The sequence below is a fragment of the Acidimicrobiales bacterium genome (assembly GCA_035316325.1).
GTDB lineage: Bacteria > Actinomycetota > Acidimicrobiia > Acidimicrobiales > VFJN01 > DASXTK01.
The window spans coordinates 1-19,314 of sequence record DATHJB010000227.1 but is presented as its reverse complement, the minus strand read 5'-3'; the positions used below and the strand labels follow the sequence as shown (position 1 = coordinate 19,314).

Sequence of the window (19,314 nt, the reverse complement as noted above, 5' to 3'; positions counted from 1 at the left end):
CTGGGTGTTGAGCGACGGCCCGCCCTCCACCAGCAGGGTCTTCGCTCCGTAGTCGTGGCGCAGCAGGCGCAGCGCCGCCGGCCAGTCGAGGCTGTGCGCGCCCACCGCCCTCACGTCGGCGACGGCGGTCAACGGCTCGGCCTGACCCCCGTCGAGGGCATCCTCGGTGGTGAGCACGATCGAGGGCTCGTCCGGCTCCTGGAAGAACCGTGCCGCCGGGTCGAGCGCCAGGCTCGCCGACACCACGGCCAGCCTCGGCCGGTGACCTTCGCCCCGCGGCGCCCCGTAGTTCTCGGCCCGCACCGTCCCCGCCCCCGCGAGCACCACGTCGGCGACGGCCCGCAGCGCGTGGAACAGCTGTCGGTCGCCCTCGCCGCTGAGCGAGCCCGATCTGGTGTCCGGGCCGGTGGAGGCTCCGTCCACAGACGCCACCATGTTGACCATCACCCAGGGACGGTCCGGGGGAGTAGGTCGCGCCTGTGCCGCGACGTTTGCCCCTACATCCGATGCCGCAACTTTCCCACAGGTCTCGTCACCCTCCGAGGTCGTCGCATCGTTTGTGCGAATAGTCGCTGGGATCTCACCTTGCGTAGGAAATATGCGGCGCACGCAGGGCACCGTAGTCAAGACAGACCGCGTTGAGTGGCGTCTCGGATCGGCCTCGCCCGTCACAGGCTGTGGATGACCGAGGGGGTAATCCACCTCTAATTCACAGGATGTTCCCCTAGCGGTCCACAAGCACTCACCCTTAGGTTGCTAGCCGTGCACTGTGCCCCGGCGCGGAGGAGCGGAATGGTGGTTGTCGTCTCCGTGTCTATGGTGGGCTGCTGAGCGACTCCTCGGGGTGGGGCGCCGATCGTCGTCGTCCGAGACGTCGATGGAGCGGCCCCTTCCAACCTGCGAGTCCGCGCCGGGCCGGTCGCACGATCGGCCTCGGGGCGACGAGGGAGACCCCGCCACTCTGCGTAGTGCCCGTAGACTGGTACGCCCCTACGAGGTCCCGGCGCCATCAGACTGTTGACACAGATGTAGTTACGGTGATGTAATTCAGGTCCTACATCTTGTGGTTCGGGGGGCGCCACAGTCGATTCGCACCACAAGGCGTTGTGGTCTCACACGAAGTATCTGGAGGAACTGATGGCACTTGCTCCCGAGCAGACCGGCATAGGCCTCCGCCGCTATTTCACCACTGAGGGCGTCGATCCCTACAGCGAGGTCGAGTGGGACCGGCGGGACGCACGCATCACCAACTTCCGCGACGGCTCGGTGGCCTTCGAGCAGACCGACGTGGAGTTCCCCGTCGGTTGGTCGCAGAACGCCACCAACATCGTGGCCCAGAAGTACTTCCGCGGCACCCTCGGCACGCCCGAGCGTGAGTGGTCGCTGCGCCAGGTGATCGACCGCGTGGTCGACACCGTCACCCGCTGGGGCGTCGAGGGCGGCTACTTCGTCGACCGCCACGAGGCCGCGGTGTTCACCGACGAGCTCAAGCACGTGCTCGTCACCCAGAAGGCGGCGTTCAACAGCCCGGTGTGGTTCAACATCGGGGTGCAGGGCGTGCCCCAGCAGGCGTCAGCCTGCTTCATCCTGTCCGTCGACGACTCGATGGACTCGATCCTCAACTGGTACCGGGAAGAGGGCGTCATCTTCAAGGGCGGCTCCGGCGCCGGCGTCAACCTGTCCCGCATCCGCTCGTCGCACGAGCTGCTCCGGGGCGGTGGCACGGCCTCCGGCCCGGTGAGCTTCATGCGGGGTGCCGACTCGTCGGCCGGCACCATCAAGTCCGGCGGCAAGACCCGCCGTGCCGCCAAGATGGTCATCCTCGACATCGACCACCCCGACGTCGAGGAGTTCATCTGGTGCAAGGCCCAGGAGGAGCGCAAGGCCCGGGTGCTGCGCGACGCCGGTTTCGACATGGACCTCGACGGTGCCGACTCGCACTCGATCCAGTACCAGAACGCCAACAACTCGGTGCGGGTCACCGACGAGTTCATGGAAGCGGTCGCCGACGACAGCGACTGGAACCTGCGTGAGGTCAAGACCCACAAGATCGTGAAGACGGTCCGGGCGCGCGAGCTGTTCCGTCAGCTCTGCGAGGCCGCCTGGGAGTGCGCCGATCCCGGCATGCAGTTCGACACCACCATCAACCGGTGGCACACGGCGGCCAACACGGGTCGCATCAACGGCAGCAACCCCTGCTCCGAGTACATGCACCTCGACAACTCGGCGTGCAACCTGGCCAGCCTCAACCTCATGAAGTTCCTCAACGACGACGAGAGCTTCGACGTTTCCGGCTACCGCCACGCCATCGACGTGGTGTTCACCGCCCAGGAGATCCTCGTCGGGCGGGCCGACTACCCGACCGAGGCCATCGCCGACACCTCGCGGCGCTTCCGTCAGCTGGGCCTCGGCTACGCCAACATCGGCGCCCTGCTGATGGCGCTGGGCCTGCCCTACGACAGCGACCAGGGTCGGGCGCACGCCGCCGCCATCACCTCGCTGATGACCGGCCACGCCTACGAGGTCTCGGCCCGCATCGCCTCCCGCATGGGCCCCTTCGCCGGCTTCTCCGAGAACCGCGAGCACATGCTGCGGGTGCTCAACCAGCACCAGCAGGCCGCCGCGGAGATCGACGAGGAGCTGGTCGCTCCGGAGCTTCTCTCGGCCGCCCAGGAGAGCTGGGACAAGGCCTGCGAGCTGGCCGAGCAGTTCGGCGTGCGCAACAGCCAGGCGTCCGTGCTGGCCCCCACCGGCACCATCGGCCTGATGATGGACTGCGACACCACCGGCATCGAGCCCGACCTCGGTCTGGTCAAGACCAAGAAGCTGGTCGGCGGCGGCAACATGTCGATCGTCAACCAGACGGTGCCGCGTGCCCTCGACCAGCTGGGCTACGACGCCACGCAGGTCGAGGAGATCATCGCCTACATCGACGAGCACAAGTCGATCGTCGGTGCGCCGCACCTCTCACCCGAGCACCTGCCGGTGTTCGCCTGCTCGATGGGCGACAACACCATCCACTACCTCGGGCACGTGAAGATGATGGCGGCGGTCCAGCCGTTCATCTCGGGTGCCATCTCCAAGACGGTGAACCTGCCCGAGGAAGCCACGGTCGACGAGGTGCAGCAGCTGCACATCGACGCCTGGCGGCTCGGCGTGAAGGCCATCGCCATCTACCGCGACAACTGCAAGGTCGGCCAGCCGCTGTCGACCACCAAGAAGGAAGGCGCCAAGGGCGAGCCGCCCACGCTGTTCTCGGCGGTGACGCCGGCCGAGGTGGCCACCAAGGTGGTCGAGAAGGTCATCAAGGTGCCCGTGCGGGAGAAGCTGCCGCGCAACCGGGTGTCGCGCACCTTCGAGTTCCGGGTGGCCGACTGCAAGGGCTTCGTGACGGTCGGGGAGTACACCGACGGTCGCCCCGGCGAGGTGTTCCTCAAGGTGTCGAAGCAGGGCTCCACGCTGGCGGGTCTGATGGACGCCTTCTCGGTGTCGGTCAGCTACGGCCTGCAGTACGGCGTGCCGCTGCGGCACTTCGTCGAGGCCTTCACCAACACCCGCTTCGAACCGGCCGGCATGACCGACGATCCCGAGCTGCGGATCGCCACGTCGATCCTCGACTACATCTTCCGCCGGATGGCGGTCGGGTACCTCAGCTACGAGGAGCGGGCCGAGCTCGGCATCCTCACCACGGGGGAGCGCATCCAGCCGACGCTGCCGGGCGTGGAGGAGACGGTCGTCGAGACCCGCCAGGGCCACGACGTGCCGGCCGACCCGCCGTCGTTCGACTCGTCGTCGCCGCTGCTCACCAGCGACGATGCCCCGAAGGAGCCGTCGCTGCTGGAGCGGGCCGGTGTCACCGACGCCGAGTCCGGCCGGCCCGGCGACAGCCCGGCCGTGCGCCAGCCGGGTGTGGTCAGCTCCGATGCGCCCTACTGCATGCAGTGCGGCGTCCAGATGCAGCGAGCCGGCTCCTGCCACGCCTGCCCGTCCTGCGGCAGCACCAGCGGCTGCAGCTGACGACGAACGGAACTACGTGGGAGGGAGACGTCGGTATCCGTGCCGGCGTCTCCCGGATCCGGCGAGTGTCAGCGCGGGTCGTGGTGGCCCAGGACCAGGTCGTGGACGATCCAGACCGCCGTGTTGGCTCCCGCGGCGGCGACCCGGACGACCATGGCCATCGGACTGGTCAGGTCGCCCGCAGCCCACAGGCCGTCCAGGTTCGTCTGGCCGGACTCGTCGACCACGACGTGGCCCGAGTCGTCGAGCTCGACGCCGAGCTTCTCGACCAGGCCCGTGCGCTGCCGGTGCGGGGCGGCGAGGAGCATGCCCCGGGCGGGGACGACGGTCCCGTCGGCCAGCTCGGCGCCCTCGAGCTGCCGGTCGTGTCCCCGGAGGGCGACGACCTCGCCGTCGACCACGGGGATCCCCGCGTCGCGCAGGACGTCACGATCGGCATCGGCCACCGTCCCGGGAGGTGCCACGACGGTGACATCGTCGGTCCAGTTGCGCAGCAGTGGGGCCACCCGGGTCACATGCGGCCCGCTGTCGGCGAGCACGAGCAGCGGCTCGTCACGGTGCTCCCAGCCGTGGCAGAACGGGCAGTGGAACACGGAGGCGCCCCACAGGTGGTCGATCCCGGCGATGTCCGGCGTGTCGTAGCGCATGCCCATCGCCAGGACCACGTGCCGTGCCGCCAGCGTCGAGCCGTCGCCGAGGCCGGCGGTCCAGCCGTGGTCGTCACGCTCGAGCGACTCGACGGCGCCCTCGACCCAGCTCACCGTCGGGTAGCGGGCGAGCTCGTCGCGGGTGGCCTCGTAGAACTCCAGCGGGTTGCGCTGATCGTGGCCGAGGTACCCGCCGATGCCGGTCGACACGCGGTTGCTCGGCTGCCCCTCGTCCACGACCGCCACCGAGCGCCGGGCCCGCCCGAGCACCAGGGCGGCGGAGCGCCCCGCAGCCCCGCCACCGATCACCACCACGTCCAGTCGTCCAGCGTCCATGGGGCCGACCGTAGGGAAGCCGGTCGGCATTAGCATCACGTCATGCTGGATCAGCAAGAGGTCGCGTCGCTCGTGCGCTCCCGTCTGCGCGACCGGCGGGTCGAGCTGGGCCTGAGCATCGACGACCTGGCGGAGCGCTCGCTGGTCAACGCTTCGACGATCAGCCGCATCGAGACCGGGCGGCGACTGCCGGGCCTCAACCACCTGGTGCCGCTGGCCAACACGCTGGGCCTGAGCCTCGACGAGCTCGTGGCACCGCCGGATCCGTCCGACGTCGTCATCCGGCCCGAGCCCGAGCACGCCGACGGCCTCACCTACTGGCAGCTGACCCGCCACGAGCAGCCGGGCCTGCCCCACGTCTTCAAGCTGGCCCTGCCCGCCCGCCGCGCCCGGATGCCTGAGGAGCTCCCGACGCACCCCGGTCGCGAGTGGCTCTACGTCCTGTCGGGGACGCTGCGCCTGGTGCTCGGCGACCGGGAGCTGCTGGTACCCGCCGGCTCCACGGCGAGCTTCGACACCAGCGTGCCCCACTGGCTGGGCGCCCACGACGGTCCGGCCGAGCTGCTCTGCATCTTCGACCACCAGGCCGAGCGCACCCACCTGCCGTCCAACTGACGACGGTCAGGCCGTCAGGCCGTCGGCCCGTCGACCACTGGGCTCGTCGAGGAGGGTGGCGAGCGTCTCACGGGCCTTCCGGGCCATCGAAGCGTCGAAGGCGGTGAGCAGCACCTGACCGGCCTGCCGGCGGAGCTGGGCCAACGTGTCGGCCAGCTGTTCGGTGGCGTCCCCGTCGTCCGGGGCCAGGTGGCGGGTGAACAGGGCCACGAACCGCTCGGCGATCTCGTCGGTCTGGGCGACGAGCCGCTCCCACTCGTCGAGCAGCACGTCGGCGGGGATGCCGAGCTGCAGCAGCGCCACGCCGGTGTCGAGGAAGCGGCGGTCGGGCACCCGGACGCGGCCGTCGTCGGTGGTCTCGACCAGGCCGAGCGCCACGGCCCGGTCGACCAGATCGGGCGTCAGGGTGTCGGGCGGGAAGCGGCCGGTGAAGTCGGCGGGGTCGAGCACCACGTCGTCGCGGCCGTGGAGGAGGGCGTCGAGCTGCTCCTCCACACCGACCAGCTCTGCGAGGTCGCGCCCCTGCTCCCACGAGTCGAGCAGCCGGGCGATGCCGGCCAGCGAGAACCCCTGCTCCTGCAGCCGGGCGACGAGCCCCAGCCGGGTGAGGTGCTGCTGGTCGTACCACCCTGTGCGGCCGACCAGGCGCGGTCCCGGCAGCAGTCCCTTGGCCTGGTAGAGGCGGACGGTGGTGCTGGCCACGCCGGCCCGGCGCGCCAGCTCGTCGAGCCGCATCTCGTCCGACATGGCGGCAGGGTAGCAAATGTCATAGTGATCTATGCGCTACCAATTGCTATCGTATGACTATGGACGGGCTGGTGGACCTGGTAGTGGTGCTGGGGATCGTCGTCGTCTTGCCGCTGGCGATCGGCGGGAGCTGGTGGGCCTGGGCCACAGCCGGGGCCACGGCTGCCATCGCTTTGCGGCTCGATCGGGGGACCGGTGCCGCCGCCCTCGTCATCCCCTGGGTCGTCGTGGCGGCGAGCCGGGTGGTGCACGCGGTGCGGCGGGCCGGTCCCCTGATGTTCTGGACCCGGGGCGACGTCGTGCAGGCCCTGGCCGCCGTCTATGCCTGCGTCGCGGCGGGGGCTCTCGTGCAGTCGCGGCTCGGCGTGCGGCTCCTCGGCGTCCGGGAGCCGATCGTCGAGCTGACCGCCGTCCACTACATCTACGCCGGCTGCGGCGCCCTCGTGCTGGCCGCCGCGACCACCAGGACGGCCGCTGTCGTCTGCACCGCCGTGGCGCCGCCGGTCGTGGCGGCGGGATTCGTGACCGACGCCGCCGTGCCGCAGGTGGGCGGGGCGGTGCTCATGACCGTCGGGGTGTGGATGACGGCGGGGTTGGAACTGCGGGAGGCGGCGACGGCGGGGCACGGTGTAGGGCCGAGGGTGCTGCTCGGGGTGTCGGGGCTGGCGGTGTGGGTGCCGATGGTGCTCGCCGTGGCGTGGGCGGCGGGCCAGCATTGGGACGTGCCTGCGCTGTCGATCGACGACATGGTCCCCCTCCACGGCGTGCCCAACGCCCTCGCCTTCACCCTGGCCGGCCTCGCCGCCCGCCGGTGGCTCCAGCGATGAGGCTCGCCGGAGTGACCCTCGGGCAGGTGACGCCCGACGACGTCGAGCGGGCGCTCGCCGCCGCCCGGGAGGCCGAGGTGACCTACGACCATGTCGGGTCGACCCTCGCACCCGCCGGCCGGGCCGGCCGCCGGCCCTACGTGCGGCAGCGGGTGCTGGGCCTCGGGCCCGACGACTTCGCCGCTGCAACCGAGCGCCTGCGCGCCTGGGCGCCGCAGCGGGGGATCGGATCGACCGTCCACCCGGCCGACGCCCCCATCGAGACGGGCGGGACGATCGTCGTGGAGCTGCGGCGCGGCCCCGTGGCGGTCGTCGTGCCCAACCGGATCGTCGCCGTGGTCGACGAGCCGCGGCGGTTCGGATTCGCCTACGGCACGCTGCCGGGCCACGCCGAGCGGGGCGAGGAGAGCTTCATCGTCGAGCTGACCGACGAGGACGTCGTGACCGGCACCGTCAGCGTCGACGGGTCGCCCGCCACCCTCCCGGCCCGCCTGGCGACACCCGCCGTGCGGCTGATCCAACGCTGGGCGGTCGACCGCTACCTCGACGCGCTCGTCGTGGCCTGACGCGCGGATAGTGGACAACCGACTCCGTTGCGCGCGTCACGTGGCATACTGGAGGGCGGTGAGCGACGCCGAGCAGGTGAGTTCGGACAGGACCCGCAGGTCGCACCTTTTGTCCGACCCGTACCGGTGGTCTCAGCATGCTTTTCACGATTTCCACGACGCACCGCCCAGCGACAGACCTGGCCCGGATGCTCGGGCAGGATCCTGACGCGATCCGAATAGAGACGCTCCCGACCGGCAGCGCCATGGTGTGCGTCTCGCAAGCCGACGAGCAGCGTTGCACCGTGGCGGTGATGCTGCAACACCCCGGGCAACCGGCCCGACCGAGCCTCCTGGCCGACGCCCTGGCCAGCTTGTTCGAGCTGCCGACCTCCGACCCGGCGCTGCCCATGGCGCTCGAGGTGGAGACGCCGGTGCTGTCGTGCCCCGGTGGCCCCGAGCGGCTCTGGGGCCTCTTCGGTCCGCTCGGCTACCACCTCACCACCACGGCCGTCGACGGTGGCGCTCCCGACGAGCTGGCCGTGAAGCTGACCGCCGAGGTGCCCCTCGCCGACCTGCTGTCGCACCTCTGCTCCCAGCTGCGGGCCCTCGACGGCGAGGTGAAGACCCGCCGCCGTCGGACGCGGTCCGCGGCGTCCGCCCACCAGTAGTGGTATTTCGTCTGCGTCGGTAGGAGTCGCGACACTAGGGGCAGCACCGGGGTTCGGGAGGAGAGTGCGTGCCGCTGCTCGAGGTGAACGACGACCACATCCATGTGATCGACCGCGGGGCGGGCGACGTGCTGCTGTTCCTCCACGCGTTCCCGTTCCAGTCCGCCATGTGGGATTACCAGCTCGAGGCGTTCGAGGGCACGCACCGTTGCCTCGCCGTCGACCTGCCCGGCTTCGGCGGATCCCCGCCCCCGCCGAGCGAGCCGCCGGCGTCGATGCAGCGCTGGGCCAACCTCGTCGCCGGCGTACTCGACCAGCTCGGCGTCGACACGGCCACGGTCGTCGGCTGCTCCATGGGCGGCTACCTGGCCATGGCGATGCTGCGCCACCACCCCGACCGGGTCGCCCAACTGGTGCTGTCCGACACCCGGGCGCTGTCCGACGACGGTCCCGGCGCGGCCCGTCGCACCGACACCCAGCAGCAGATCCGCTCCGGGTCGGAGCTGACGTCGCTGGCCAAGAGCCTGGTGGAGAGCCAGCTGTCGTCCGGCTCGATGGCCCGCAGCGACCTGGTGAGCTACGTCCACGCCCTGGCCGACGGTGCGACCGCCGAGGGGTGGATCGCCGCGCTGGAGGCCATGAAGACCCGGCCCGACTCGATGCTCCTGCTGCGTCAGGCCGACCTGCGGGGGCTCGTGATCGTCGGCGAGCTCGACCGGATCACGCCGATCGCCGACGCCCGCAGCCTGCGGTTGCTGCTCAAGGGCGAGCTCGTGGTGATCCCCAACGTGGGGCACCTGCCCAACATCGAGGACCCGATCGCCTTCAACGAGGCGCTGGCGACCTTCCTCGGCGTCGACCTGGCCGAGCCGGAGCCGGCGCCCGAAGCCGAAACCGAGGCCGAACCCGAAGCCGAAGCCGAAGCGACCGCCGACGTCGACGCCGGCGACGTCACGGGTTCTGGTACAGCCGCAGAGGACTGACCAGCACCGCCGTCCGCCGCTCGGCGGCGGCGAGGCGGTCGAACTCGTCCCAGTCCTGGTGCTCCACGCCGGCGGCCCGGCTGATCGTCCGCAGCAGCAGCTGTTGTCCCTCCACGTCGAGGCCCTTGAGCGGATCGTCGGGGCCGCACAGCTCGGCCGTCCCCTCGACCGTCACCCACGCCCAGCCGGCCCGCCACTGCACGGCCGTCTCGGGGCGGGCCCGCAGATGCACGATCTTCTGGGTCCCGCCCCGGGCGACGAACGCCGCCACCTCCGTGCCCGCCACCGGGTGCGTGACGACGCCGGCGTTCACCACGATCAGCTGGATCGACCCGTCGGCCCGCGTGGTCGACACGGTGGCCAGGCCGTTGTCGATCAGGACCAGCCGCCGGGCATCGTCCATCGACGTCACCGCGAGAGCGTAGCGACCGTCCTGCTATTGACCGGCGAGGCGGGCGACGATCGGCGCCGCCGCCGTCATCGCGTCGACGCCCTGCACCACCAGGTAGGACGCATCCCAGCGCTCGCGCCCGGCCTCCAGGTGCTCGCAGATCTGGTCGACCGAGCCCACCCAGGCGTGCGGGTAGCCGCCCACGTCGTCGGGTGACAGGCCGAACAGCGGCGCCATCGCCTCGAGGGTGCCCTGGCGGTCGTCGGTGACCACGCAGGCGAAGATGAGGAAGTTGATCTCGATGTCGTCGTAGCGGTCGCCCGCGGCCTCGCGCACCCAGGTGAGCTTCTTGTCGGTGCGGTCGGCGACGCCGTCGAGCGCGGCCTCGGCGTCGGTGCGGCCGCTGCGGATGGCGGGGTTGACGCTGATGATGTCGGCCTCGCGGGCGGCCAGCCGGAGCATCCGGGGCTGGGCCCCGCCGATCAGGAACGGCGGGTGGGGCTGCTGCACCGGCTTGGGTCGACCGTCGAGCCCGGAGATCGTGTAGTGGGTGCCCTCGAAGTCGAACGACCCCTCCGCGAAGAGGCCCTTGATGATGGCGATGCCCTCCTCCAGGCGGTCGACGCGCACCGACGGCTCGTCCATGGGGATGCCGGACTGCTCGTAGTCGCTGGCCATCCAACCGGCACCGATGCCAACCTCGAGGCGACCGTCGCTCAGCAGGTCGATGGTGGCGAGCTCCTTGGCGGTCACCACCGGGTGCTTGTAGTCGTTGTCGAGGACCAGCGGCGCCACCTTCAGCGTGTGGGTCGCGGCCGCCGCGGCGGCCAACGCCGGCACGGGCGCGACGACGTCGTCGAAGTGGTCGGGCACGAACAGCGTCGAGTAGCCGAGGTCCTCGGCGCGGCGGGCCAGGTCCGCCCATTCGGCGCCGCTGCGGGCGTTCGCGAGCTGGATGCCGAAGCGGAAGGGTCGAGGGTGTCCCATGAGGGGCACACTAGGTCTGACATCGCCAGACGTCCCAGGACCGATATCGTCCTGGGACCCTCATGAACGCCCCCGACAGACCTCTCCTCCTCAAACTCGCCGCCGCCATCGTCGCCTGCGGTGCGCTGCTGTGCGCCACCGTCGTCGCCGTGGCCAAGCCGCTCAGCTGGTTGGGCCACGTGGGCGACGGCGATGTCGTCGAGCTGACCCTCGGCAACCTGGAGCAGCGCTCCTACGTCTACGCCGCCAACGGGGCGACGCTGTCGATCCTGCGCGACGAGTTCAACCGGCAGCCGATCGAGCTGGCCGACATCCCGCCCAAGGTGATCGACGCCATCCTGGCGGTGGAGGACGTCGGCTTCTGGACCCACGACGGCGTCAACGCCCGGGGCCTGCTGCGGGCGCTCGGCGCCAACCTCGGGGCCGGCGGCGTGGCCCAGGGCGGCTCGACCATCACCCAGCAGCTGGTCAAGCTCGAGATCGTCGGCCCCGAGCGAACGATCGAGCGGAAGGCGCAGGAGCTGGTGCTCGCCCGACGCCTCGAAGAGGACATGACCAAGGAGGAGATCCTCACCCGCTACCTGAACAAGGTGTGGTTCGGGAACCACGCCTACGGGATCCAGGCGGCGTCGGAGACCTACTTCGGGGTGTCGCCCAAGGACCTCAACATGGCCCAGGCCGCGATGCTGGCCGGGCTCATCCGCAACCCGAACACCAACAACCCGTTCCGGTTCCCCGACGACGCCAAGAACCGCCGGCTCGACGCCCTGCGCCGCATGGAGGACGCCGGCGTCATCACGCCGGAAGAGCTGACCGTCTTCGACGCATCGCCGTTGCCCACCGATCCCCAGCGGGTGGCGCCGCTCACCGAGGACTACTTCACGGCGGCCGTGCGCGAGGAGCTCATGAACGCCCCGTGGCTGGGCGAGACCCGCGAGCAGCGCGAGGCCGCCATCAACCGCGGCGGCATGAAGATCCACACCACGTTCGACCCGCGGGCCCAGCAGCTGGCGCTCGACGCCCGCAACAACAACATGCCGGGCGTCAACGGCGTGTTCGACGTGACCGCGCCAGGGTCCGGCCAGGTCTTCCAGGCCACCGCCGACGTCGTCACCATCGAGCAGGCCACCGGCGCCGTGCGGGCCATGGTGGGCGGCCCCGGCTTCGACCACTACGAGTACAACCTGGTCACGCAGAGCTCGCGCAACACCGGATCGGCTGCGAAGACGTTCGTCCTGGCGTCGTTGATGGAGCAGGGCTACTCACCCAACGACATCGTCGACGGGTCGAGCCCCTGCGTGTTCGACGTACCGGAGCAGTCCGATCCCTACGAGGTCGACAGCCGCGCCACTCCCCGCCAGGCCATCGGCACCATCAGCGAGATGACCACCCGGTCGATCAACTGCGCCTACGTGCGGCTGGGCCTGATCGCGCGGCCGGCGTGGGGCGACCTGGCGAACCGCCTCGGCCTCGAGTACCGGAACGGCGCCGAGACCAGGCCGTTCCAGAGCCTCGCCTCGGCGCCCCTGGGCGCCAACAGCGTCACGCCGCTGCAGATGGCCGGGGCCTACGGCGCCATCGCCAACGACGGCGTCTACAACAAGCCGTACATGATCGAGCGGGTCGAGGCCGTCAACGGCCAGGTGCTCTACCAGCACACGCCGACGCCCACGCCGGCGCTGTCGCCGCAGGCCGCCCGGCTGACCACCCGCGTCCTGCAGCAGAACGTGCAGTCCGGCACCGGCAACAACGCCCAGCTCCCCGGGGGTCGACCCGCAGCGGGCAAGACCGGCACCGCCACCAACAACGCCGACGTCTGGTTCGTCGGCTACACGGGTCAGTACACGACGTCGGTGCACATCGGCGCCCTCGGCGAGAACGTGCCGCTGCGGGTGCCCGGCGAGGGCCAGTTCTTCGGCGGCAACTACCCGGCGAAGATCTGGGCCGCCCTCATGGGGCCGCTGCACGACGGCCTGCCGGAGGTGGGGTTCCCCGCACCGGGCCCGACCCGGGCGCCGACCTTCCTGCACCTGCCGCCGGGCACCGACCTGACGGGCGCCCAGGCGCCGCCGCGGGAGGAGCCGCCGGGTGAGCCTCCGGCACCGGGCCAGCAGCCGCCGCCCCCGCCGGGTGACGGGAACGGCGACGGGAACGGGAACGGCGGAGGGGGAGGAGGTGGCGGCGGCGGCGACCAGCCCCCGCCGACACGGCCAACGCCGTCGATCCCCGACCCCGAGCCCGAGCCGACCGTTCCCACGTTCCCTCCGCCCACCGATCCCGTGGAGGAACCGCAGCTCAACGCGGCCACGGTGAGCCCCGAGGCCACCTCCCCGCGGCCCACGGCGGCACCGGCGGCGACCGTCCCGGCGAGCACGTGGCCGACGTACCCGCCGTACACCTACTACCCCCAGTACCCGGACGGGTAGGGTCGGGGGCTCATGACTCGCTGGGACACGCTCCTCGTCGTCCAGGACCACGACACGCACGTCGACCAGCTCGTACACCGGTCGGAGACGCTCCCGGTGCGCGCCACGCTGGCGAACATCCAGGCGCAGGTGTCTGCCATCGACAGCCAGATCGCCGAGGTCGACGTTCGCCTGGCCGACCTGGGCCGGTCGCAGCAGCGGCTGGAGGACGAGATCTCCTCGATGCGCGAGCGGGCGGGGCAGGCCGACAAGCAGCTCTACTCGGGCACCATCAGCAACCCGCGCGAGCTGCAGGCGCTGCAGGAGGACGTCGAGTCGATCCAGCGGCGGATCGCGAAGCTCGAGGACGACGAGCTGGAGATCATGGAGGCCACCGAGCCCGTCGACGCCGAGCGCGAGCTGCTCGCCGGCAAGCGGGGCGAGCTCGACGCCCAGGCCGAGACGCTGCGCGCTGAGCTGTCCGAGGCCGAGTCCGCCATCGTGGCCGAGCTGGCCGAGGTGCGGGCGCAGCGTGACGCCGCTGCGGCCGACGTCGCCGACGACGAGCTGCTGGCCGAGTACGAGGGCATGCGCAAGCGCCTCGGCGGCGTGGCGATCGCCCGACTGGTGGGCTCCACCTGCCAGGGTTGCCACCTGGGGTTGAGCGCCGTCGAGGTCGACCGGATCCGCAAGCTGTCGCTCGACGACCGGGTGACGTGCGAGGAGTGCGGCCGCCTGCTGGTGCGGTCCTGACGGGTTTCGGCTCGACTAGGACAGGCCCCAAGGAGTCGCTGGTTCCGTGTTCCTCTGGTTCGCCGGCATGTCGTTCGTGCTGGTGTGGTTCGTCTTCCGCAGCCCGATGGTCGACTACCGGCTGGTCGTCGTCGGGGCGCTGCTGCCGCTGGTGGAGCTGCCGATCGGCGAGCCACGGCTGCTGCACAGCCTGACCGGGAGCGTGGCGCTGCTGGGGCTGGCCATGGTGGTGACGCCCCGCCAGCGGCTGGTGCAGCGGCGGTTGGTGGCGATCCCGATCGGGGTGTTCCTGCACCTGGTGCTCGACGGGGCGTGGACCGACACCACCGCCTTCTGGTGGCCGTTCACCGGGTTCTCGTGGAGTGACTCCGAGCTGCCCGAGCTGGGGCGGGGCGGGTTCAACGTGGTGTTGGAGCTGGCGGGCGCCGTCGCCCTGTGGTGGTGCTGGCGGACGTTCGGGCTCGAGGACCCGGGGCGTCGGGAGCGGTTCCTGCGCACCGGCCGGCTGGATAGGAGCGTGATCGGGTGATCTGGCTGCTGCGGCACGGCCGCACCGAGGCGAACGCCCGGGGGCTGTTGCTGGGTCGGGCCGATCCGGCGCTCGACGACGTCGGCCGCGACCAGGCGCTGCGGGCCGCCAAGGCGCTGATGGACGTGGGGGCGACCCGGGTGATCACGAGCCCGTTGCAGCGCTGCCGCGAGACGGCGGCGCTGGTGGGGGAGACCCTCGGCGTGCCGGTGGTGTTCGACGACCGCTGGGTCGAGATGGACTACGGCGAGCTCGACGGGACGCCGGTGGCGTCGGTTCCGCCGGAGACGTGGGCGGCGTGGATGGCCGACGTGGGTTGGACGCCGCCGGGTGGCGAGTCGATCGCGGCGCTGGGGGAGCGGGTGCGCGCGGCGTGCGACGAGCTGCTGTCGTCCGCGGCCGAGGACGACGGGGACGTCGTGGTGGTGAGCCACGTGTCGCCGATCAAGGCGGCGGTGGCGTGGGCGCTGGGCGTGGGTGACGAGGTGGCGTGGCGGCTGTTCCTCGCCCCGGCGTCGATCTCCACCATCTCGACCGCCCGGGGACGACCGTCCCTCCACGCCTTCAACGGCGTCTCCCACCTGACCCGGTCGTAGCCGGGGCCTGACGTCGCTCCGGTTGCTCCGGTTGCTCAGCCGGGGAGGGCGGAGAACACCTCGGCGGCGATCGGGGCGGCCTGCTGGCCACCGATGCCGCCACCCTCCACCAGGACGGCGACGGCCAGGTCGCCCCGGAAGGCGACGAACCAGGCGTGGGTCGGCGGCGGGTCGCCCTCGCCGAACTCGGCCGTGCCGGTCTTGCCGGCCACGGGCTCGCCGGGCAGCTGCGCCGCGGTGCCGGTGCCCTCGGTGACCACCCGGCGCATCAGGCCGGTGAGCGCCTCGACGACGGCCGGGTCGAGCTGGGTCGACGCCGGCGGGTCCTCCAGCGGCACCTCGGGCAGCAGGGTCGGCGGCTCCCACGAGCCGTCGATGACCGCAGCGGCGACCGTCGCCATGTGCAGGGGGCTGGCCAGCACCTCGCCCTGGCCGATGGTGGCCGCCGCCTTGTCGGTGTCGTTGCCGGGTGCCGGGAAGGTGCCGCCCTCGGTGGTGAGGCCCACGGAGTACTCGGCGTTGAAGCCGAACCGCTGCGCCGCGTCGACCAGCGCGTCGCCGGGCAGACCCGCCGTGGCCAGGATGAACGCGGTGTTGCACGACTTGGCGAAGGCCAGCCCGAACGGCACCGTGCCGAGGCTGCTGTCCTCGAAGTTGCGGAACTCGCGGCCGCCGGCGTTGGCGGTCTCGGGGCAGTCGACGGGAGAGTCGGGTGTGGTCCCGGCCGACAGGAGGGCGCTCCCGGACACGATCTTGAACGTCGAACCCGGCGGGTACTGGCCTGACAGTGCCCGGTTGTACTCCTCCAGCGGGCGGGAGGCGGAGGCCCGTATGTTGCCCTTGCTGTCGACGGCGATGACCGCCGCCGGTCGGGTCTCCCCGGCGAGTGACGCCTCGACCGCGGCCTGGACGCGGGGGTCGAGCGTGGTCGCCACCGGCTCGGGGGCGGTGCCCTCGATGTGACCGAGATCCTCGACGACCTCACCCTCGGCGTCCTCGATCTGGATCGCGCCCGACGGCGTGCCGGCGAGCTGGGCCTCGAAGCGGGCTTCCAGCCCGGTCATGCCCACCACGTCGCCCACCTGGTAGGGCGAGCCCAGCTCCTCCAGCAGCTCGGCGGTGATCTCGCCGGTGCGGCCGAGGATGTGCTGGGCGAAGCCGGCCTGGGGCGCGGCCCGCCGGGTGGTGTCGCGGAACACGGTGCCGGGCAGCGGGTACACGATCGACTGCACGGACTCGTACTTGGCCAGGTCGACCGTGGTGATCTCCACGAAGTGGTCGGGCTCGACACCCGGGGCGTTGAGCCGCTCGTCGACGGTCGCCGGGTCGACGCCGAGGGTGCTGGCCAGGACGGTCTTCACCTGCTGGAGGTCCTGGATGCGGCGGGGTTCGAGCCCGATCACCTTGGCGTCGCGGGCCTCGACCAGCGGGTTGCCGTCCTTGTCGGTGATCGGCGCCCGCTGCGTCCACTCCCGGGTGCGGGTGATGGTCTGGTCGGCCTTCAACTTCGGGTGGATGGAGCTGGGGGCCCAGTCGACCGCCCAGGCGTCGTCGCGCTTCGTCAGGTGCAGGGTGCCCTCGTAGGACCACTCGCCGAGGCCGGTGAGGCGGAGGGTGGTGTCGAACGAGGCGATCGCCTCCTGGCCGTCGTTCTCCACCGACGTGCCGGTGAGCTCGTAGCGGGTGCCCTCGGCGTGGAGGTTGTCGACGATCCCCTGGTGCACCTCCACGAAGTCGTCGGGCGGGTCGGCGACGAGGCCCTGCATCTTCTCGAAGTCGCCGTCCTGCCAGGCGTCGAGGTACTCACGGGCGACGGGCGCGGCGTCCGGCTCCTCGTCCTCTCGGAGCGCGAAGAACGCCCCGGCCGCCGCGAACAGCAGGACGATGACCCCGATGACCCCGATCTGAATCCGCCGATCCACCATGGGTGGTCACACTACGCAAGCGGTGTGACAGTGAAGGCGGCGGCAGCCGCCCTTCACCGCTTGGGGCGGCGGCGGGGTGGTTGGTACGGGGTGTGACGGCCAAGGGTCCAGTGCGGGCGATGTGACGGTGGGACCGGCCCGAGGCCTCGGACCCCCGGGTGGATCGTCGTCCGACGGGGTAGCCGGAAGGTATGGAACCCACCGAGCCGCAGCGCCGGAGCCACGACGAGCTCGGCGACAACGTCACAGCCGGCACCGTCCACGCCCCTCCCGTGTCGATCGAGCGCCGTCAGGTCGGCGCGACCGGTGTGATGGTGATCTCCGGAGAGCTGGGTCTCGAGGGCGGGGATGCGGTGGAGGTCGCCGTGGCCGAGCTGGTCGCGGACGGTGTCAGCGACGTGTCGGTCGACGCCGGAAGCCTGACCTTCGTCGATTCCTCGGGTCTCGGGGGCCTGCTCGCCGCGAGAGCCCTCGTGGTCGACGCCGGTGGCACGTTCCGATTCGGCCCGGCGACCGAGAACGTCGCTCGACTCATCGACCTCGCAGGAGTCCACGACCTCCTGGGTCCCGAGGCCACCTGACCACCGGCGCCGACGCCGACGGAGAGCGCCGCCCGGCCCGGTGTGTGACGGTGAGTCGGCTTGTAAGCGGGGGACAATCGATGGCGAACATTCGTTCGTGGTCTCAGACGAGTCGGCCGCTGCGAGCAGGACCTCGACCTCGCGCCACCTCGCGCTGACTCGCTCGGTCTCGCGGGCTCGTGTGTCAGAAATGTGGCATCGGAAAGGTGACGGGTGACGCGTTGCGACGGATTATCGACGCGGGCGCGTCCGCGCCAGAAGAACAACCTGGAGACCCGTCACACCCGTCACACCTCGGCCCCTATTCCTTCGGGTTCTTGATCACTCGGCCCCGCTCATCCCGCTCACGAGGTATCGCGTCTTGAGACAGACCGACGACACCGACGAGCGCCAACGACGCAACGACCCACCACCACCAGCCTGTCCAGTCCACGGCGAGGATGCGGTAGACGATTGCGCCCGCCCCAGCGACGAAGGCGAGCCCCAGCCAGATGCCGATTGGGTCGACGCGCTTCTCGACCTGCAGTTCGGAGATAAGCAGTCCAACCTGGCGATCAATGTCACGAGCAAGCGCGTCGCGGCTTCCGAAGTCTTCGGGCAGCTGGGCGTAGAGTTCCAGGTTGCGGTGGATCCCGCGGCGTCGGCTGTCGGACGACACCCCACCGCCCAGCCAACGCCAGGCTGCCGCTGCCACCGTCACTGTGCCCGCGGCCGCTTGGCCAACTGCCGACCAGTCCATTGCTGCTCACGCTATATGACCGCCTATCTGGCCTTTGACCAGGGTGGTGTCAGGGCCAGGTGCCTTCCCAGCCAGGATCGCCGGCTCTGACAGCGGCTCTTGATCCCGTAGAGGCGGATTCCGCAAGGCGTCAGCGTCTCCGGAGGCCGCTGGAACGATCGAGCGTCTGTCCTGGTCAACGCCGCAGGGGGCAGCGCTGGTAGGGAGCGGTCCCCCACCTGTTCCCCAGCGCACCCGAGCTGGCCTCCACCCGCCGGCTCAGCAGGTCCCTGAGCGGCGCATCGGCGGTCGGTCATACGGCCGGCAGCCGTGGGCGATCCACCTCCGCTCAGACGAGCTCCGGCTCCGGCCGGCGCTCTAGGAAGCGGGGTGACGGGTGACGGGTGACGGGTGTGACGGTTTATCGACGCAGGCGCGCCCGCGTAAGAAGAACAACCTGTAGACCCGTCACACCCGTCACCTCGGTGTCGGCTCGGCCACGCCACAGGTCCATGCGCCGGGCCGTCGGTAAGACTGCATCGACATGCCCACGAGCCAGCAGCACCCGTTCGTCCAGTAGATCTACTTCGACGGCTGGTACAGCATCAAGGGCGACGCCCAGGCGGTCGCCGATCTTGTCGCCGTCGACGGCGCTATTCCGCTCGGGCTCCTTGAAAGCCGGCATGGAACCTGGGGCGTGCTCTACCGCTCGCCGCACGAGCTGTTCTACAACCATGTCCTGAGCGGCGACTCCCCGCTCTGGTCATCCCGCATCGAGTAGCCCCGTTGGGGCAATGGAGCTCCTTCGCTGAGCGGCGGACCCGCGAGGTGGTGGGAGGATCGGCGCCATGATCGATGACCTCGCTTGGGACAACATCTGGCCGGTCGTGACGCTGGTTGGTGGATACGCGCTGAGCCGAGTCGACGAATCCCGACGACGGTCCCATGAGCGCCTTGTCGCTGAGGACACGCGCCGGAGGGGATTCGAGCGCGACACGTACATCGAGCTGCAGGATCTGCTGCCCACGCTGCAGCGCGAGA

Annotated in this window: 19 protein-coding genes; 12 read left to right on the top strand and 7 right to left on the bottom strand. The window is 70.8% G+C overall.

The features are described from left to right. The coding region (locus VK611_29630; protein ID HMG45531.1) for a dihydrofolate reductase family protein at positions 1-444 on the bottom strand (444 nt) is incomplete at its 3' end. Positions 445-1,137: 693 nt separating this feature from the next. On the opposite strand from VK611_29630, the gene VK611_29625 reads away from it, so the two are divergent. Then, the gene (locus VK611_29625) at positions 1,138-4,017 is read left to right on the top strand and encodes a vitamin B12-dependent ribonucleotide reductase (GenBank protein HMG45530.1); all 2,880 of its coding nucleotides are present in this window, start codon (positions 1,138-1,140) and stop codon (positions 4,015-4,017) included. 68 nt (positions 4,018-4,085) lie between these two features. Here VK611_29625 and VK611_29620 read toward each other — a convergent pair whose 3' ends face one another. After that, positions 4,086-5,000 (bottom strand): NAD(P)/FAD-dependent oxidoreductase, encoded by a 915-nt coding sequence (locus tag VK611_29620; protein ID HMG45529.1) that lies wholly within the window; start codon positions 4,998-5,000, stop codon positions 4,086-4,088. A gap of 42 nt (positions 5,001-5,042) precedes the next feature. Between VK611_29620 and VK611_29615 the strand changes: the two genes are divergently transcribed. Next, a complete protein-coding gene (locus VK611_29615; GenBank protein HMG45528.1) occupies positions 5,043-5,615 on the top strand; it encodes an XRE family transcriptional regulator in 573 nt (190 codons plus the stop codon). Between the two features lie 6 nt (positions 5,616-5,621). Here VK611_29615 and VK611_29610 read toward each other — a convergent pair whose 3' ends face one another. Further along, positions 5,622-6,362 carry a MerR family transcriptional regulator gene (locus VK611_29610; protein HMG45527.1) on the bottom strand — a complete coding sequence of 247 codons (741 nt, stop codon included), beginning with the start codon at positions 6,360-6,362 and terminating at the stop codon, positions 5,622-5,624. A 59-nt stretch (positions 6,363-6,421) separates the two neighbouring features. On the opposite strand from VK611_29610, the gene VK611_29605 reads away from it, so the two are divergent. The 4 genes from VK611_29605 (at position 6,422) to VK611_29590 (ending at position 9,388) form a co-directional block, all read left to right on the top strand. Continuing rightward, on the top strand, positions 6,422-7,189 hold the full coding sequence (locus tag VK611_29605; GenBank protein ID HMG45526.1) for a YndJ family transporter: 768 nt from the start codon (positions 6,422-6,424) through the stop codon (positions 7,187-7,189). An 11-nt stretch (positions 7,190-7,200) separates the two neighbouring features. Then, entirely contained in the window at positions 7,201-7,755 is a 555-nt protein-coding gene (locus tag VK611_29600; protein ID HMG45525.1) for a DUF1990 domain-containing protein, read from the top strand. A gap of 293 nt (positions 7,756-8,048) precedes the next feature. Continuing rightward, positions 8,049-8,405, top strand: coding sequence for a hypothetical protein (locus tag VK611_29595; GenBank protein ID HMG45524.1), 357 nt, complete (start codon positions 8,049-8,051; stop codon positions 8,403-8,405). 68 nt (positions 8,406-8,473) lie between these two features. After that, positions 8,474-9,388, top strand: coding sequence for an alpha/beta hydrolase (locus tag VK611_29590; protein ID HMG45523.1), 915 nt, complete (start codon positions 8,474-8,476; stop codon positions 9,386-9,388). On the opposite strand, the gene VK611_29585 is transcribed toward VK611_29590, so the two are convergent. Together VK611_29585 and VK611_29580 are read right to left on the bottom strand one after the other, a co-directional pair. Continuing rightward, positions 9,357-9,800: a hypothetical protein gene (locus VK611_29585; protein ID HMG45522.1), complete on the bottom strand. Its 444-nt coding sequence runs from the start codon at positions 9,798-9,800 to the stop codon at positions 9,357-9,359. The genes VK611_29590 and VK611_29585 overlap by 32 nt on opposite strands. A 24-nt stretch (positions 9,801-9,824) precedes the next feature. Further along, the gene (locus VK611_29580) at positions 9,825-10,766 is read right to left on the bottom strand and encodes a TIGR03621 family F420-dependent LLM class oxidoreductase (GenBank protein ID HMG45521.1); all 942 of its coding nucleotides are present in this window, start codon (positions 10,764-10,766) and stop codon (positions 9,825-9,827) included. 62 nt (positions 10,767-10,828) lie between these two features. Between VK611_29580 and VK611_29575 the strand changes: the two genes are divergently transcribed. From VK611_29575 to VK611_29560, 4 genes are read left to right on the top strand one after another with little or no spacing between them, the layout of a single operon-like run. Beyond that, entirely contained in the window at positions 10,829-13,192 is a 2,364-nt protein-coding gene (locus tag VK611_29575; protein HMG45520.1) for a transglycosylase domain-containing protein, read from the top strand. A gap of 12 nt (positions 13,193-13,204) precedes the next feature. Continuing rightward, positions 13,205-13,924 carry a C4-type zinc ribbon domain-containing protein gene (locus tag VK611_29570; protein HMG45519.1) on the top strand — a complete coding sequence of 240 codons (720 nt, stop codon included), beginning with the start codon at positions 13,205-13,207 and terminating at the stop codon, positions 13,922-13,924. A 46-nt stretch (positions 13,925-13,970) separates the two neighbouring features. Then, complete coding sequence (locus VK611_29565) at positions 13,971-14,453, top strand: hypothetical protein (GenBank protein ID HMG45518.1); 483 nt, start codon at positions 13,971-13,973, stop codon at positions 14,451-14,453. Further along, positions 14,450-15,049 carry a histidine phosphatase family protein gene (locus tag VK611_29560; protein HMG45517.1) on the top strand — a complete coding sequence of 200 codons (600 nt, stop codon included), beginning with the start codon at positions 14,450-14,452 and terminating at the stop codon, positions 15,047-15,049. The genes VK611_29565 and VK611_29560 overlap by 4 nt, the downstream gene beginning before the upstream one ends. A gap of 35 nt (positions 15,050-15,084) precedes the next feature. On the opposite strand, the gene VK611_29555 is transcribed toward VK611_29560, so the two are convergent. Continuing rightward, positions 15,085-16,974, bottom strand: coding sequence for a penicillin-binding transpeptidase domain-containing protein (locus tag VK611_29555; protein HMG45516.1), 1,890 nt, complete (start codon positions 16,972-16,974; stop codon positions 15,085-15,087). Positions 16,975-17,165: 191 nt separating this feature from the next. Between VK611_29555 and VK611_29550 the strand changes: the two genes are divergently transcribed. Next, entirely contained in the window at positions 17,166-17,555 is a 390-nt protein-coding gene (locus VK611_29550) for an STAS domain-containing protein (GenBank protein ID HMG45515.1), read from the top strand. A 301-nt stretch (positions 17,556-17,856) separates the two neighbouring features. Here the strand turns inward: VK611_29550 and VK611_29545 are convergent, their stop codons facing one another. Further along, positions 17,857-18,294, bottom strand: a complete 438-nt coding sequence (locus tag VK611_29545; protein ID HMG45514.1) for a hypothetical protein — start codon at positions 18,292-18,294, stop codon at positions 17,857-17,859. Between the two features lie 827 nt (positions 18,295-19,121). Here VK611_29545 and VK611_29540 point away from each other — a divergent pair. Next, the coding region (locus tag VK611_29540; protein ID HMG45513.1) for a hypothetical protein at positions 19,122-19,314 on the top strand (193 nt) is incomplete at its 3' end.